The organism is Sulfitobacter sp. 1A13353 (assembly GCF_043557255.1).
In the GTDB taxonomy this organism is placed as follows: Bacteria; Pseudomonadota; Alphaproteobacteria; order Rhodobacterales; family Rhodobacteraceae; genus Sulfitobacter; species Sulfitobacter faviae.
The window spans coordinates 527,963-543,566 of sequence record NZ_JBIFFS010000003.1; the positions used below are offsets into that span (position 1 = coordinate 527,963).

The 15,604-nt window shown below is 63.9% G+C and carries 17 protein-coding genes; 2 read left to right on the plus strand and 15 right to left on the minus strand.

Annotated features, from left to right (window positions below; all coding sequences use genetic code 11):
- Positions 1-16: 16 nt before the first annotated feature.
- The 4 genes from ACGYLO_RS09880 to ACGYLO_RS09895 form a co-directional block, all read right to left on the minus strand.
- Positions 17-952, minus strand: coding sequence for a class II glutamine amidotransferase (locus tag ACGYLO_RS09880; protein WP_271689394.1), 936 nt, complete (start codon positions 950-952; stop codon positions 17-19).
- A 164-nt stretch (positions 953-1,116) separates the two neighbouring features.
- Complete coding sequence (locus tag ACGYLO_RS09885) at positions 1,117-1,404, minus strand: SH3 domain-containing protein (protein WP_209217398.1); 288 nt, start codon at positions 1,402-1,404, stop codon at positions 1,117-1,119.
- 60 nt (positions 1,405-1,464) lie between these two features.
- Positions 1,465-3,879 (minus strand): PAS domain S-box protein, encoded by a 2,415-nt coding sequence (locus tag ACGYLO_RS09890; protein ID WP_276155718.1) that lies wholly within the window; start codon positions 3,877-3,879, stop codon positions 1,465-1,467.
- 193 nt (positions 3,880-4,072) lie between these two features.
- Positions 4,073-5,221, minus strand: coding sequence for an alpha-D-ribose 1-methylphosphonate 5-triphosphate diphosphatase (locus ACGYLO_RS09895; protein WP_271689396.1), 1,149 nt, complete (start codon positions 5,219-5,221; stop codon positions 4,073-4,075).
- A gap of 47 nt (positions 5,222-5,268) precedes the next feature.
- Here ACGYLO_RS09895 and ACGYLO_RS09900 point away from each other — a divergent pair, with 47 nt between their 5' ends.
- The gene (locus ACGYLO_RS09900) at positions 5,269-5,946 is read left to right on the plus strand and encodes a DUF1045 domain-containing protein (protein WP_271689397.1); all 678 of its coding nucleotides are present in this window, start codon (positions 5,269-5,271) and stop codon (positions 5,944-5,946) included.
- Here the strand turns inward: ACGYLO_RS09900 and phnN are convergent.
- Genes phnN through phnG form a run of 7 tightly spaced genes read right to left on the minus strand, consistent with a single transcriptional unit; the run spans position 5,922 to position 11,008 of the window.
- Positions 5,922-6,470, minus strand: a complete 549-nt coding sequence (gene phnN / locus ACGYLO_RS09905; protein WP_271689398.1) for a phosphonate metabolism protein/1,5-bisphosphokinase (PRPP-forming) PhnN — start codon at positions 6,468-6,470, stop codon at positions 5,922-5,924. The genes ACGYLO_RS09900 and phnN overlap by 25 nt on opposite strands.
- Positions 6,467-7,150, minus strand: coding sequence for a phosphonate C-P lyase system protein PhnL (phnL, locus tag ACGYLO_RS09910; protein ID WP_209217393.1), 684 nt, complete (start codon positions 7,148-7,150; stop codon positions 6,467-6,469). Before phnL ends, phnN begins: the two co-directional genes overlap by 4 nt.
- A gap of 52 nt (positions 7,151-7,202) precedes the next feature.
- Entirely contained in the window at positions 7,203-7,973 is a 771-nt protein-coding gene (gene phnK, locus ACGYLO_RS09915; protein ID WP_007117460.1) for a phosphonate C-P lyase system protein PhnK, read from the minus strand.
- Positions 7,970-8,839: an alpha-D-ribose 1-methylphosphonate 5-phosphate C-P-lyase PhnJ gene (locus ACGYLO_RS09920; RefSeq protein ID WP_271689931.1), complete on the minus strand. Its 870-nt coding sequence runs from the start codon at positions 8,837-8,839 to the stop codon at positions 7,970-7,972. Before ACGYLO_RS09920 ends, phnK begins: the two co-directional genes overlap by 4 nt.
- A gap of 47 nt (positions 8,840-8,886) precedes the next feature.
- Positions 8,887-9,990, minus strand: a complete 1,104-nt coding sequence (locus tag ACGYLO_RS09925; protein WP_271689399.1) for a carbon-phosphorus lyase complex subunit PhnI — start codon at positions 9,988-9,990, stop codon at positions 8,887-8,889.
- Positions 9,990-10,550, minus strand: coding sequence for a phosphonate C-P lyase system protein PhnH (gene phnH / locus ACGYLO_RS09930; RefSeq protein ID WP_271689400.1), 561 nt, complete (start codon positions 10,548-10,550; stop codon positions 9,990-9,992). The genes ACGYLO_RS09925 and phnH overlap by 1 nt, the downstream gene beginning before the upstream one ends.
- Positions 10,550-11,008, minus strand: coding sequence for a phosphonate C-P lyase system protein PhnG (gene phnG, locus ACGYLO_RS09935; protein WP_271689401.1), 459 nt, complete (start codon positions 11,006-11,008; stop codon positions 10,550-10,552). The genes phnH and phnG overlap by 1 nt, the downstream gene beginning before the upstream one ends.
- Positions 11,009-11,109: 101 nt before the next feature.
- Between phnG and phnF the strand changes: the two genes are divergently transcribed.
- The gene (gene phnF / locus ACGYLO_RS09940) at positions 11,110-11,823 is read left to right on the plus strand and encodes a phosphonate metabolism transcriptional regulator PhnF (protein ID WP_271689402.1); all 714 of its coding nucleotides are present in this window, start codon (positions 11,110-11,112) and stop codon (positions 11,821-11,823) included.
- Here the strand turns inward: phnF and ACGYLO_RS09945 are convergent.
- From ACGYLO_RS09945 to phnD, 4 genes are all read right to left on the minus strand, one after another.
- Complete coding sequence (locus tag ACGYLO_RS09945; RefSeq protein ID WP_271689403.1) at positions 11,820-12,434, minus strand: chloramphenicol acetyltransferase; 615 nt, start codon at positions 12,432-12,434, stop codon at positions 11,820-11,822. The two genes, phnF and ACGYLO_RS09945, sit on opposite strands and share 4 nt — an antisense overlap.
- On the minus strand, positions 12,434-13,669 hold the full coding sequence (phnE, locus tag ACGYLO_RS09950; RefSeq protein ID WP_271689932.1) for a phosphonate ABC transporter, permease protein PhnE: 1,236 nt from the start codon (positions 13,667-13,669) through the stop codon (positions 12,434-12,436). The genes ACGYLO_RS09945 and phnE (ACGYLO_RS09950) overlap by 1 nt, the downstream gene beginning before the upstream one ends.
- A 65-nt stretch (positions 13,670-13,734) precedes the next feature.
- Positions 13,735-14,613, minus strand: a complete 879-nt coding sequence (gene phnE / locus ACGYLO_RS09955; protein WP_271689404.1) for a phosphonate ABC transporter, permease protein PhnE — start codon at positions 14,611-14,613, stop codon at positions 13,735-13,737.
- A 73-nt stretch (positions 14,614-14,686) separates the two neighbouring features.
- A complete protein-coding gene (gene phnD / locus ACGYLO_RS09960; protein WP_271689405.1) occupies positions 14,687-15,595 on the minus strand; it encodes a phosphonate ABC transporter substrate-binding protein in 909 nt (302 codons plus the stop codon).
- Positions 15,596-15,604 lie beyond the last annotated feature (9 nt).

The following is a 15,604-nucleotide window of genomic DNA, read 5'->3' on the forward strand; positions in this document are numbered from 1 at the left end:
TCCTGTTAAATGGCGGTTACACGTCGAGCTTGCGGACCGTTTTGCGGATCAGCCCGTCCTTCCGCTCCAGAAACACGATCTCGCCGAATTCGATCTTCAGCCATTCCTCTGCGTTTTCGGTCAGAGGCTCCGACGCGAGGATGGCCGAGGTTGCCTCCCCTTCGGGGCAGGCGTCGATGTCATAGGTGTTCGCATAGTCCTGAAAATTCGCCCCGGTCAGCAGGTAGATCGGCTCGAGCAGCATCGACAGGGGCAGGTCCTCATCCCGCAGCTTTTGCCAATCGCCTGTGACATCCGTCTCGCCCTCATGGCCGCAGCCAAAGTTCGCGCCGATGATCCGCTCCCGGCTGACCAGCGCGATCTTGAGTTTGGTGAGCGCGGCGAGGTCGAGGTCGCGGGCAGCCTTGCAGATCACCTGCAACAGCTTTTCAAACCCGCGCTGCACGTCTTCGTCGCTGTCGCCCTCCAGCAGGGACAGCAGCAGCACATAGAGGAATTCCGTATCCGTCGTGCCGCGCATCTGGGTGAGGTAGCGATCCTTGCAATGGGGCAGGAGCTCGCGCTGCAATTGCCGCCAATGGGGCAGGGCGCCGTTCTGGGCGATGATCCACGGCGTATGGTCAAAGGAGAACGGGTGGCAGTTCTCATCGGCCTGCACCACGCTGGCGTCATAAGAAGCCGCGCGGATATGCGACAGCAGCGTGTGCGCCTGAAGGCTAGGGATCACCGATTTGGCGTTGTCGTCGTGAAAGGCGGCCTTGGGCCGGTGGTAGCGCAGCGGCGCTTCGGGATGCAGAAGATGGTCGCTCCAGGCGGCGAAACCCCATCCGGCCAGTTGCAGGCTCGGGTGCAGTTCCGGGTCGAGGCTTTGGTTCAGCAGGCTGTTCTCAGGCGCAAGGAGCAGCGACTCGATTGGCAGTTCAGGTCCGATATAGGCGAGGAAGCGGCACATGGTTTTCCTTACTCTTGAGATATTTCAGCGACTTCGAAAAAGGGTTTGAAGGGCTGAGATAGAGCAAGGCGCGCGAAAATCGACTTGGGACGCGGCAGCGCAGTTAGGGCGAGGCGCCCGTCGGCTGGGGGCAGCCCGGCAAACGGGCCACCCGAGTTCATAAATCAGATGTCAGAGATATAATCCGCGGAGACATAGCCCTGCACCTCAGGCGCATCGGCGAGTGAGACGCGGCACCACAACTGCCCGATCTCGGTCACGCAGTCCCGGCGGTTCAGGACGGTGCCGTCGGGCAGCCCCATGATGATCCCGAAATCCAAACCCGGCCCGGACCGCAGTTTCAAAAGCTCATCCGGTCCGGTGCGGTGCACCATCACGCGGTCACTGGCCACGCCCGCGCAACCAGCGATGAACATAGCGGTGGAAACGGCTGCGAATGTAATACTGCGCATGATCTGCCTCTCTTTTGTTTTCTTTCTCATAGATCGAAAACCGGGCTGATCCTAGCCGCCTTATTCCGTCGCCGCCTTGCACTGCTCCAACGCCCGTTTCAACGAATGTTCGTCATAGGGTTTCATCAAACTGACATAGCGCGCCGCCTCTGCATCGCCTTCGGCATATTCCCGCGGATCGGCGCCCGAGGCGATGATCACGGCGATCTCGGGGCGCAGCTGCGTCACATGCTGCACCAGTTCCATGCCAGAGCCATCGGGCAGGCCAAGGTCGGTGAACATGACATCGAACCGCTCTGTCTGAAGGCTGCGCTCCGCGGCGGCGACGCTGTCGGCCTCGGTTACCGCATAGCCCAGATCAGAGAGCATATCCGCCGTGGCCATGCAGATCAGCGCATCGTCTTCGACCAACAGCACCTTCGGCGCGTCATCGGTGCTCGGCGCGGTCTCCGCCGCTGGCGGGGCGGTGTCGGCATTGGTTTGGCGCGAGAGGATCTCATGGATTTTCAGCGCCAGCCGTTCGCGGGTGTAGGGTTTGCTCAGCAGATCGACCCCTTCGTCGAGCCGTCCGGCATGAACGATGGCGTTCTGCGTATAGCCCGAGGTAAAGAGCACGCCGACATTCGGCAGATGCGCCTTGGCCTCGCGGGCAAGCTCGGGGCTGCGGATTTTGCCGGGCATGACCACATCGGTGAACAGCAGCTTTATCTGCACCCCGCTTTTGACGATTGCCAGCGCGCTGTCCGCATTCTCGGCGGTAAGCACGCCATAGCCAAGATCGCGCAGTTGATCGACGGCGGTCTCGCGCACGGCGGCATCGTCTTCGACCACGAGGATCACCTCGCCGCGGCCGGTGGGCGTGTCGGTGGTGGCGGGCAGCGGGGTGCTTTCCTCCTTGCGCTGTGTGCGTGGCAGGTAGACCCGCACGGTCGTGCCTTGCTTCTCTTCGCTGTAAAGCTTGATGTGCCCGCCGGATTGTTTGACGAAACCGTAGACCATGCTGAGGCCCAGCCCCGTGCCCTCTCCGGTCTCCTTGGTGGTGAAGAAGGGGTCAAAGACCTTCTCCATGATGTCGGGCGGGATGCCCGTGCCGGTGTCGGTGATCGCCAGCATGACATATTGGCCCGGCGCCACGTTCGGATGGTTCTGCGTATAGGCATCATCCAGCGCGGCATTGCCCACTTCGATCGTCAGCTTGCCGTGATGAGCCATCGCATCGCGCGCGTTGATAGCGAGGTTCAGGATCACATTCTCCAACTGCGCCAGATCGACAAGACAGTTCCACAGGCCCCCCGAGATCACCGTTTCGACCTCGATCCCTTCGCCAAGCGTGCGGCGCAGCATGTCGTCCATGCCCCGCACCAATCGGCCAAGGTTCTGCGGTTTCGGCTCCAAGGGCTGCTGCCGCCCAAAGGCCAGCAACTGCGCGGTGAGCTTGGCCCCGCGCGACACGCCCGCCATGGCATTGTCGACGAACCGCCGCTTGGCGTCGCCCTCGGGCAATTCTTTCGACAGAAGTTGCAGGTTGCTGCCCACCACTTGCAGCAGGTTGTTGAAGTCATGCGCGATGCCGCCGGTCAACTGGCCCACGGCTTCCATCTTTTGCGCCTGCACCAATTGCGCCTCAAGCCGGTCCCGCTCGGCCATGGCCTCTTCGATCTTGGTTTTCAGCGCGTTGTTGAACTCGATCTCGGCATTGCGGGCGCGCAGTTCTTCGCGCAGGTCGCGCACCTCGATCACCGTGCCCACGGTTTTGCCGGTCTCGTCCTTCATCGGGGAGGCGGTGAAACCCACGGGGTAGAAGCTGCCGTCCTTATGGACAAAGGTCTCTTCCCCTTGGGTCTGGTGGTTCTCGGGAAAGGCGCGGTCGATGGCGCAGTCTTCGATGGGAAAGTGCCGCCCGTCCGGATGGGTGTGGTGGATCACATCATGCAGCGGTCGGCCCGCGGTTTCTTCGAACCGATAGCCGGTCAGCTCTTCTGCGGCGCGGTTCATGAAAACGCATTGCTGCTTGTCGTCCATCATGAAGATGGCCATCGTCGTGTTGCTCAGGATGGCGTCCAGCCGGGCCGAGACTTTGGTCAGCGCCGCGTTGGCCTCTTTTTGTTTCGTGATGTCCTGAATGGCCGCGTAGAGGACCGGGTCATTCTCGGTCACGATCAATTGCAGATGGGTCAGCACGTTATAGCGCGACCCGTCCTTGCGCTGGTGGATCGTCTCATATTCCAGCGCCGTCTTCTCACCGCTCAGCAGCGGTTGGACGAGTTCCAGAAACGCTTCGCGCGAGAGTTCGGGCTTGATGTCCCAAGCCGCCATGCCGCGCAGCTCATCCATCGAATAGCCAAGGTTCTCCCGCGCGCCGCGATTGGCGAGGGTGAAGGTGAAATCTTCGACTGAAAACAGGTAAACTTCGCTGGCCGCATCTTCGACGATCTGGCCAAGGCGATCACTCGCCAATCTGAATGCTTCTCGCACCACTTTCCTCAAACTTGTCGGCCATGATGACCGGCTAAATTATTCTGCAAGATGCAGGTTTGCTTAACCTAGCCTTATGGAGCGACAAGACGAGGGCAAAAAGCCGCATTCGTACAAGGGGCGGGTTTTCGCGCAGATAAAAGAGAGAGGCGCACCCGCCAAAACCGGCGGATGCACAGGGGGCCGGGCGCGGTCACGCCACGCGGTTGCCCATGGCATAGACCGAAGCCAGGATCGGCGCGTCTTTCATGATGTCAAAGAGGATCAGATCGGCCCGCGCGCCCAGAGCGATCTCGCCCCGGTCGGTCAACCCTGCATGATGCGCGGGCGTGCGGGTCACGGTGGCGAGCCCGCGTGCCATATCGCCCCATAGGTTGCCCAGTTGCACCGCGCCCAGCAAAAGGGCTGCGGGCACATAGTCGGACGACAGGATATCGAGCAGGTCCAGTTCCGCCAGTTCCTTGGCCGCGACATTGCCCGAGTGCGAGCCGCCGCGCACGAGGTTCGGCGCGCCCATGATCGTGGCGATGTCTTGGGCATGGCACGCCTCTGCCGCTTCGCGGGTGGTGGGGAATTCGGCCAGCCGCACGCCATGGGCATAGCTGGTCGCGACCTGTTCGGCGGTGGTGTCGTCATGGCTGGCCAGCGCTGCGCCATAGCGCGCCGCCGCCGCCACCGCTGCCGCTTCATGTTTCGCGCCAAGCCGGTCCTGCAATCCATGTAGGAAGGTAACGTAATCGCCAAAATCCTCCCGCGGCAGGCCGTTCTTGCCGCAGACGTAGTCCTCGAATTTTTGCACGTCGCGGAATTGCCGCTGGCCGGGGGTGTGATCCATTAGGCTGACGATGCCGACCTTGTCGTCGGGGCCAAACTCGGCCAGTTCCTCCTCCAGCGTTTCCGAACAGATCTCGGCGCGCAGGTGGATATGGTGGCTGATCGCCAGCGCCCCGCTGTCGCGCATCATCAGGATCTCATCGGCCATGTCGCGGGCGTATTTCCCGTAACGTTTGCGCCCTTCGTCCGAGAGGATCGACCCCACCCGGATCGCGTCGAAAACCGTGGTGATCCCGGTGCCCGCCAGTTCGCGGTCATGGGCAATGATTGCGGCACGGTGCGGCCAGTCGACCTTGGGCCGCGGCTTCATATGGCGCTCAAGGTTGTCGGTGTGCAGTTCCACCAAACCGGGGGCGAGGTAGCGCCCCTCGCAATCGACCGCCCCCTGTGGCACGGCGGAGCCTTCGGCGATATCCGCAATCACCCCGTCGCGCAGCACCACGCTGCCGGGGATCACCGCATCGGGCAGGATGATTTTAGCATTGGCGAGAATGGTTTCTTTTGTCATGTGAAGGTCACGCTTGTTGCGCATCCATGGATGCAGGGAGAAGATGAATGAAGTTCGACCGCTACGCGATCTATTACACGCCCAAGGGCGCATTGGCCGAGGCTGGGGCCGCTTGGCTGGGGTGGGATTTGGCGCGCGGGCGTGCCGTGGCGCATCCTGAGGTCGCGGGGCTGGACGTGGCCGCCCTGACCGAAACGCCGCGCAAATACGGGCTGCACGCGACGGTCAAACCGCCGTTCGTACTGGCCGAAGGCACATCGGCTGACGGGTTGCTGGCCAAGTTCAAGACGCTTTGCACGCGGCTTGCGCCCGTCACGCTGGATGGGCTGGCGCTGACCCAGCTGGGCCGGTTTCTGGCGCTGACGCCCGAGGGGGACACCGCCGCGCTCAACACCATGGCCGCCGAGGTGGTGCGCGGCCTTGATACTTTCCGCGCGCCACCGACCGAGGCCGATCTGGCCCGCAGGCGTCAGGCCAATCTGACCCCGGTGCAAGAGGCTAACCTCAGCCAATGGGGCTACCCTTATGTGATGGAGGCGTTCCGCTTTCACATCACCCTGACCGGCAAACTGCCCAAGGGCGATCTGCCGCAGGTCACCGCAGCGCTGGCCCCCTATATCACGCCGCATCTGCCGCAGCCCTTCGTGCTGGACAGCCTGACGCTGGTGGGGCAGGCCCCAGACGGTATGTTCCATGAGGTTCACCGCGCGGCCCTTTCGGGATAAAGCGCCGCCAGCGCCAGTGCCACGGTTTGCTTCAGCGGGCCGGAGTTGTCGATCTCGATGGCGGCGATATGGTCGGGCAAGACCCGTTCGGCGCGCGCCAGCCGGGCGGTGATTTCCGCTTCACTCTCGCGCCCACGGCCCCGCAGCCGCGCGGCCAGCACTTCGGGCGCGGCGGTGAGCGACAGCACCTCGAACCGGTCAAACCTGAGCTTCGCTTCGGTCAACACCGCGCGCGAGAGGTTGGCCAGCACGTCGCGCCCCTCGGCCAGCGCCATATCGACCGCGATGGGGATGCCATAGCGCAGCCCATGCGCGGCCCAGCTGAGGGCAAAGGCGCCCTCCGCCTCCAGCCGCAGGAACGTGGCCTCGTCGATCCCGTCGAAGTCTTCGCCGCCCGCTTCGCTGGGCCGGGTGATGGCGCGGCGGGCGAGGAAGAGATCGGGCTGGGCCTCGGCAAGCGCTTCCATCACGCTGTCCTTGCCCACGCCCGACGGCCCCACAACCGCGATGAAACGCCCGCTCATGCCGCCAATCCGGGGGTGAAGCGGGTCACGTCCACTTCGCGGTCGCAGATTTGGTCGCGGGCGGCTTCGTCGTGGAAGATGCCCAAGATCGCCGTGCCACGGGCCTTGGCCTCTTCGATCAGCGCCAGCACCGTGGCGCGGTTGGTGGCATCAAGGCTCGCCGTCGGCTCGTCCAGCAGCAAGACGGGGTAGGGATGCGCAAAGCCGCGCGCGATGTTCACCCGCTGCTGCTCCCCGCCGGAAAAGGTCGTGGGGCTGAGCTGCCAAAGTCGTTCGGGGATGTTGAGTTGTGCGAGCAATTCTCCGGCCCGCGCCCGTGCCTCGGCCTCGCTGCTGCCCACCGCGCGCAGCGGCTCGGCCACGACATCCAGCGTTGCCACCCGTGGCACGACGCGCAGGAACTGGCTGACATAGCCCAGCACATGACGGCGCAGCTCCAGTATCTCGCGCGGGGCGGCTTGGGCGACATCCAGATCGCCGACCATGATCCGGCCCGAGGCGGTCAGGTAGTTGCCATAGATCATCCGCATCAGCGTCGATTTCCCGGCGCCCGACGCCCCGGTCAGCGCCACGCATTCGCCCCGCGCGACGGTCAATTCACCGCCGCGCATCACCGGGATCACCGCAGCGCCTTGGTTGTGCAGGGTGAAGGATTTGCTCACATTTTCCACGCGTATCATGGTTTAGCCTTGCTCGGTATAATTCTGAAATTGAATGGTTTTCTTTGCATGTTCACACCTGTAGCACGCTAGAGACCAAAAGCTGCGTATAGCCGTGCTGCGGGTCGTCGAGCACCTGATCGGTCAGGCCGGTTTCCACCACATGGCCGTCTTTCATCACCATCAACCGATCCGCCAAGAGCCGCACCACCGCCAGATCATGGGTCACGATGATGGCGCTCAGCCCCATCTCGCGCACAAGCCCGCGCAGCAGGTCGAGAAGCCGCGCTTGCACGCTCACGTCCAGCCCGCCGGTGGGTTCATCCATGAAGACCAGCCGCGGCCCGGTCACGAGGTTTCGGGCGATCTGCAAACGCTGCTGCATCCCGCCAGAGAAGGCCGAGGGCCGGTCGTCGATCCGGTCTTCGTTGATCTCGACCCGGCCCAGCCAATCGGTGGCGCTGGCGCGGATGTCGCCGTAATGCCGCGCGCCCACGGCCATCAGCCGCTCACCCACATTGCCGCCTGCGCTGACGTTCATGCGCAGCCCGTCGCGGGCGTGCTGGTGGACAAAGGCCCAATCGGTGCGCGACAGCATCCGGCGCTCCGGCTCGCTCATCGTCACCGTGTCGCGTAGCCCATCGGCGCGGGTGTCGAAACGCACCGCCCCGCGATCTGGGGTCAGATGCCCCGCCAGCGTGTTCAGCAGCGTCGACTTGCCCGAGCCGCTTTCGCCGACGATCCCCATGACTTCGCCGGGGTAGAGGTCAAAGCTGACATCGGTGCAGCCGATCCGCGCACCATAGAATTTCGCGATGTTTTCAACTTGCAACAAGGGGGTCATGCCATGCCCTCGACCACAGGTGCCGCATCCGCGCCGCGATGTCCCGCCGCCTGACGGGCCGCGCAATAATCGGTGTCGGAACACATGAACAGACGCCCGCCAGCGTCATCGACGATCAACTCATCCAGATAGCTGTCCTCGGCTCCGCAGAGGCCGCAGGGATGGTCGGCCTTACTCGCCTCAAAGGGGTGGTCCTCAAAATCCAGCGAGACGACCTGCGTATAGGGCGGCAGCGCATAGATCCGCTGCTCGCGCCCCGCGCCGAAGAGTTGGATCGCGGCCATTTCCAGTTTCGGATTGTCGAATTTCGGGATCGGCGAAGGGTCCATCACATAGCGCCCCCCGACCTTGACCGGATAGGCATAGGCCGTGGCAATCGCTCCGTGCTGGGCGATGTCTTCGTAAAGTTTCACATGCATCAGCCCGTATTCCTCCAGCTCGTGCATTTTGCGGGTCTCGACCTCCGAAGGCTCAAGAAAGCGCAGCGGTTCGGGGATTGGCACCTGATAGACCAGCACCTGATCCTCGCGCAGCGCGGCTTCGGGGATGCGGTGGCGGGTTTGGATGACGCTGGCCTCGGTCGTGGCTTCGGTCACCGCGACGCCAGCGGTCTTTTGGAAAAAGCGGCGGATCGAGACGGCGTTGGTCGTGTCGTCGGCCCCTTGGTCGATCACCTTGAAGGTATCCTCGGGCGTCAGCACCGCGGCGGAGACCTGCACCCCGCCGGTGCCCCAACCGTAAGGCATCGGCATCTCGCGGCTGGCAAAGGGCACCTGATAGCCCGGGATCGCCAGCCCTTTCAGGATCGCGCGGCGGATCATCCGCTTGGTCTGCTCGTCCAGATAGGCAAAATTGTAGTCGTTCATGCCCCGGTCCTCCTGCAAGTCCTGGTCACTCTGTGTCATGGCAGGGCTCATTCCGCGGCCTCCCGTGGTGCGTCTTGCGCCGCGGCTGTCGCCTCGCGGCGCAGTTTGCGGATCAGTTCGAGTTCGGATTGGAAATCGACGTAATGGGGCAGTTTGATATGCTCCAAGAACCCCGTCGCCTGAATGTTGTCGGCGTGATAGAGCACGAATTCCGCGTCCTGCGCAGGCGCCCCGAGGTTGTCTTCGCCCAACTCCTCCCAACGCAATGCCCGGTCCACCAGCGCCATGGAGATCGCCTTGCGCTCAGACATGCCGAAGACCAGCCCATAGCCGCGGGTGAACTGCGGCGGCTCGGTTTTGGAGCCTGCAAATTGGTTCACCGTCTCACATTCGGTCAGCTCGACCTCGCCGATCTCGATGGCGAAACCCAGTTCGGGAATATCCATTTCGACCGCGACTTTGCCGATGCGCAGTTCCGCGACAAAAGCGTGGTTGCGCGCATAGCCGCGTTGCGTGGAATAGGCCATGCCGAGCACGAAGCCCTCGTCGCCGCGGGTCAGCGCTTGCAGGCGCAGGTCGCGGGTGGCGGGAAGTTCCAAAGGCTCGCGGGTTAGGTCGCGCGGCGGGGTCTTGCTGTCCGTGTCGCGCTGCATCAGCCCTTCGCGGTCGAGGAATTCCATGATGTGCGGCGTCTCCGCGGGCGGCTCGCCCTCGGACGCTTCGGGGGCCGGGGGCACCTCACCATCGGCGGCGAGTTTGAAATCCAGCAGCCGGTGCGTGTAGTCGAAGGTCGGCCCCAAGACCTGTCCGCCCGGCGCGTCCTTGAAGGTGGCCGAGACGCGGCGGTCGCAGGCCATGGTTCCGGTGTCCATCGGGCGCGAGGCCCCGAAACGCGGCAGGGTGGTGCGATAGGCGCGGATCAGAAACACCGCTTCGATCAGATCGCCCCGCGCCTGTTTGATCGCCAGCGCAGCGAGGTCGGGATCATAGAGTGAGCCTTCGGCCATCACCCGGTTCACCGCCAGCGTCATCTGCTCGCGAATTTGCGCGACGCTGAGTTCGGGCACCTTTGCGTCACCGCGCCGCTCTTCGGCAAGCCATGCGTGGGCGTTGTCGATCGCCCGCTCGCCGCCTTTTACCGCTACATACATCAGGACACCTTTGTGTTTCGGGGCAGCGCCGCCAGACGGTCGCCGCAGGTGAAAATGAAATCCAGCCCACGCGGGAAGAGCGCCGCGTTCTGCTGGAAGGCGGCGCGCTCGGGCAGCGACAGTGCCGCAGTATCCTTGATGCCGGGGCCGGAGAGGGTCGCGCCATCGCCGCGCAGATCATCCACCTCGACGATCAGCGTGGCAGAGCGGTCGGGGTAGGCGGCGGTCCCGAGGGGGAAGTCGCCGCGCGGCAGGTCGTCCCATGCGCCCAAGGCGAATTGTGCCGCAGTTGCGGGGGCGAAGGGCGCGCCGGTGTGGAAGGTGATCCAATCGCGCACTTCGGGCCGGTCGAAGCCGGGCGCGAGGTAGAGCGGCGTTTCGGGGTCGCAGAGCGTCAACAGGACGACCCCGGCGGCGGCGGAGAGACCCGCAGGCGGTTCGGCCCCGGTCACGCTGTTGATCTCCCCCGGTTTGGCCATGGCGTTCATCACCGCGCGAAAGGCAAAAGCGGCGTCTTTGGGCGCGTCGCGAAACCCACCTGTCAGCGATAGGGTCTGCATCAGTCTTCTCCTCTGACCATGGTGAAAAAGTCGACCTTGGTGGCGGCGGCCTTGGCGGCACGGCTGGCGCGGTGCTGGCCCTCGATCTCGGCCAGCGGGTCGAGCAGTTTGGCGCGGACCTCATCCGCCGCATCGCCCTGCATCAGCGCGTCGGTAAGGGCTGCTTGCAGCGCCTTGTCGCGGCTGCGGCCCTGCACATAGGCGTGGCCGTCTGCCCCATCCGTCAGCCGGACCGAACAGCGCGTGACCGACATCTCGCCCATGTTGAAGGCATCGCCCACAGCGCCCATGCGGCCCCGCAGCATGACGCCGCCGATCTCAGGCGCGCGGAGCACCTCATGGGCGGGCAGGGGGCCGAAGCCCTCCCAAAGCCGGGCGAGATCGCGGGCCTCGGCCCGTGCGAGCAGGCCCATCCACGCCTGCCTGTCGCGGGACTTTTCCTTGGTTTCAACCGTCATCTAGACACCTTGTGCATTTGTCTAATTTACTATACAACTAGACAAGTATTAGCCGCTGGCCTTCCGCTGGCGCAAGCTTGGATATGTGAAACTTCTGCGACATGGCCCGTACTGCGATCTGGAAAACCATCACCGCCGCCCTGACCCATGACATCGCCGCGGGGAAATACGCCCCCGGTGACCGGCTCCCGACCGAGGCGCAGTTGGCGGCGCGCTTTGGGGTCAATCGCCACACGGTGCGCCGCGCGATCAGCGACATGAACGAGAGCGGGCTGACCTATAGCCGCCGGGGGGCGGGGGTCTTCGTGGCGCAGCGGCCCACGGATTATCCAATCGGCAAACGGGTGCGGTTTCACCAGAACCTCGCGGCGGCGGGGCGGGTGCCAGCCAAGGAGGTTTTGACCTTGGAGACACGCGCCGCCTCGGCCCATGAGGCCGCGCAGTTGGGGCTGGGTGGGGATGCAATGGTGCATGTCTATGAGGGGCTGTCACTGGCCGATGAGCAGCCCATCGCGATCTTTCGCAGCATCTTTCCCGCCGCGCGGTTTCCCGACCTGTTGGCGGCGCTTGAGGCCAGCCGCTCGGTCACCACGGCCTTGGCGCAGGGCGGGGTGGCGGACTACACCCGCGCCTCGACCCGGCTGACGGCGAAACTGGCCAATGCCACGCAGGCGCTGCATTTGCGATTGTCCGAAGGCGCGCCGATCCTGCGCTCGGCGGGGATCAACGTGGACCCCGAAGGCGTGCCGGTGGAATACGGGGTGACGTGGTTCGCGGGTGACCGGGTGACGCTGACGCTCAACCCCGGCGACTAGCCGTATTTCTCAAGAAACGCTTCGGCGGGCAGGGTTTGGAAGTCCTTGAGCGATGCTTGCAGTCGATCATGCGGCCAATCCCACCACGCCAATTCCTCCATCCGCGCGGCGATGCTTTCGGAAAAGCGGCGGCGCAGCGGTTTGGCGGGGATGCCGGCGACGATCATATAGGGGGCGACATCGCGGGTGACGATGGCCCCGCCTGCCACCACCGCGCCGTGCCCGATGGTTACCTCGGGCCGGACCTGCGCGCCGTGGCCCAGCCATGTGTCATGGCCGATCACCGTGCGGCGGCTGCGGCGCAGGGCGAACCAGTCGGCGTCATCCTCGGCCCCGTCGAAGTAGTCCCCGGCGCGGTAGTGGAAGTGGTGCAGGCTGGCCTTTTCCATCGGGTGATCGGTGGCCCCGATGCGCACACTGGCGGCGATATTGCTGAACTTGCCGACTTGCGTGTTGGCGATGTCGCACCAGCGGTCGCAATAGGAGTAATCCCCGATCTCGGAATGGGCGAGGCGCGTGGCGCGCCCGATCTCGACATAGCGCCCGAACTGCGTGTCAGTCACTTCGCAGTCCGGGTGAAGGAAGGGCGCATCCGCTTTGAGACGCGCCATCAGTGGCCCGCCTCATTGCCCGCGATCAGTTTGCGGCGCAGCCAGCCCGAGAAGCTGTCCATCGCCACGACCATCAGAATGATCAGCACGATGTAATAGCTCACCTCTTCCCAGTCTTTCTGGGTGATGATCGCTTGGGTCAGCAAAAGACCGATGCCGCCCCCGGTGATCGCGCCGATGATGGTGGCAGAGCGGGTGTTGGATTCCAGATAGTAAAGTACTTGGCTCAGCAGAACCGGGGTGATCTGCGGGATCACGCCAAAGCGGTAGCGCTGCACGGGGGTGGCCCCGGTAGAGGCGATGCCCTCGATCTGCTTGTCGTCCACATTCTCAAGCGCTTCGGAGAAGATTTTGCCGAAGGTGCCGGTATCGGTCAGCAGGATTGCAAGCGATCCGGTCAGCGGGCCGGGGCCAAAAGCGCGTGACAGCACGATGGTCCAAATCAGCCCGTCGACCCCGCGCAGGAAGTCGAAGAGCCGCCGCGCGGCAAAGCGCAGACCGCCAAGCGGAGAGAAGTTCTTGGCCGCAAGAAACCCCAGCGGCAGGGCGATCATCGCCGCGCCAAAAGTGCCGAGGAAGGCCATGAGAACGGTCTCGACCAGCGCCCAAGCCACATCGCCGTGACGCCACATCTTGTTGGTCCAAAAGTCCTGCCAGATCGCGCCATATTCACCGCTGCGCAACAGCTCAAGCGGGGACATGCCGTAGTAGGGGCTGTCGAGCGTGAAGAAGAACAGCTCCCACCCGTTGAAATAGCGGAAGACCTCGGCGCGGTTGCGGGTGATCGTCAGGCGGCCTGCCTCCGTGGTCACGGCAAGACGGTTTTTCGAGGCGTTGATCCACGCGGGCAAGGGGCCATCGGGCAGGGTGGCGTTGACGCCGCTGCGCCCCGGCGTGGCGGTGATCAGCCCGTAGCCCGGCACGTCATAGCGCACCTCTGGCCCCAGTTTGACGGTATGGCCGTTGCCCAGCTCGACGATAGAAGTCTCGCCCAAGGTGACCCAATCGGGGGCGGTGCCGGGGGCATAGCGGCCCTTGCGCTCGCCTTCGATGGCGATCTCCATCTCGCCGTTGCGGTTGTCGCGGGCGACATGGGTTTTGTAGCTATAGCTGTCGGCCACCAGCGTCTTCATGTTCGACACGTTGATGCGATAGCCCAGCCCTGCCACGTCAAAGGCAAAGAAGACGTAAGTGAGGTAGGCAAGGGTCAGCACCGGGGCGGCAAGGCTCGCCATGCGTTTGCGCCGGAAGCTACGGCTGGCGACCTGCTGAGCGGGGAGGGTGGAAGCGGTAAGGTCGGTCACAGGATGGCTCCCTTGTCCTTATAGGCGCGGCCATGGGTCAGCCGATCACGGAAATGGCTTGAGACTTGGTCGACGATGATGATGGTGCCGAAGAGCAGCAGAAAGATCGCCGCCGCCTCGTCGAATTTGCCTTGGCCCCAAGACATCGTGTTGCGCAGGTCATAGCCGATGCCGCCTGCGCCGACGAAGCCAAGGATGGCCGAGGCGCGGATGTTGATCTCGAACCGCAGCAGCGCATAGGAGAGGTAGTTGGGCGCGACCTGCGGCACGACGCCCAAGACCATCCGTTGCAGCCAGCCTGCGCCAACGGATGCCAGCCCGTCCACGGGTTTGAGAGAGGCGTTCTCGTTCACCTCGGAGAAGAGCTTGCCAAGCGCGCCCACCGTATGCAGCGCGATGGCGATCATCGCGGGCACCGGGCCGCCGCCCAGAAGGAAGATCAGCACCAGCGCGACGACGATCTCAGGCACCGCGCGCAGCACGTCCAGCAGGCGGCGCAGCGGCGCTACGAGCCACGGCGCGGGGGCAAGGCCGCGGGTGGCCAGAAGGGCAGCGAAGAAAGCCAGCAGCGCGCCGATCAGCGTGGCGGCCCCGGCGATGTTCACCGTCTCGATCAGAGAGGGGAGGTATTTCACGAAATAGCCGGGCAGCAGATGGATGCGCTCCCAAGCCTCGCCCAGTACATCGGCGGGGAAGTCAAAGATATTGGGCAGCCCTTTCCAGAAACCGCCTGCGTTGCGGGCATTGGCGGTGCCGAAACCGCCGATCAGCAGGGCCAGGAAAACGACCAGCAGGATCATGTTCATCACCCGCTTTTGTCGGGTGTGGGCAAGGTAATCCGCCGTGATCTGCGGTGCGGTGGTGGTCTGGTGCATCTGTCGTCCCCCTATGACGACAGGCCCCGACAATCGTTGTCGGGACCTGCCAGATGTCTTGTAATCGCTGCGATCAGTTGGATTTCGCCTTGCGCGCTTCGACGATGGAAACATAGGCGTCATGCGCGATCGGATCGAAACCAAGGCTCTCGCCCGCGGCCACGCCGTAGGCGCAATCGGCGTCTTTCTCGTGCAGTTCATCCACCAGTTGGGTCATCGTCGCCTTGACCTCTTCAGGCAGGGCCTTGCGCAGCACGACCGGGCCTTCGGGGATCGGCTTGGAGCGCCAGATTTCCACCAGATCGTTCATGTCGACGAGGCCCGCGTCCACAGCTTTGCGCAGCGCGCCGGAGTTGTAGCCGTCTTCCCAGTTGCCCTGACCGTCGGCCCATGTCACGCCGCCGTCGACGTCACCGTTGTTGACCGCGACGATGGTCTGCTCATGGCCGCCGGTGAATTTCACTTCGCCGAAGTAATCGCCGGATTCCATCGTGGCACCGGTGGTCTGGGGGATTTCGATGGAGGGGATCAGGTAGCCCGAGGTGGAGTTCGGATCGCCAAAGCCAAAGACCTTGCCCTGCATGTCTTCGAGGCTCTCGATGCCCGCATCTTTGCGCGCGAAACCGATGGAGTGATAGCCGTAGGAGCCGTCGAGGTTGATCTTGACCAGCACCGGCTCGACCGCTTCGGGGTCTTGCAGGTGCACGGCGGCATAGGCCGAAGCGCCCAGCCATGCCATGTCGAGCGTGCCGCCCAGCAGACCTTGGATCACGCCGTTATAGTCGGCCGGGGCAAAGAGTTTGGCCGGAACGCCAAGGCGCTCTTCGGTGTAGCCGCGCAGACATTCGTAGGAGTTCATCCGGTCCTGCGCGTTTTCCCCGCCGAGGATGCCGATGCGGAATTCGTCGATCTCGGCACTTTGGGCCATGGCGGTGCCGGTGAGGGCCGTGGTTGCCAAGGCGGCGGCGATGAGCTTTTTCATTGTGTCGTC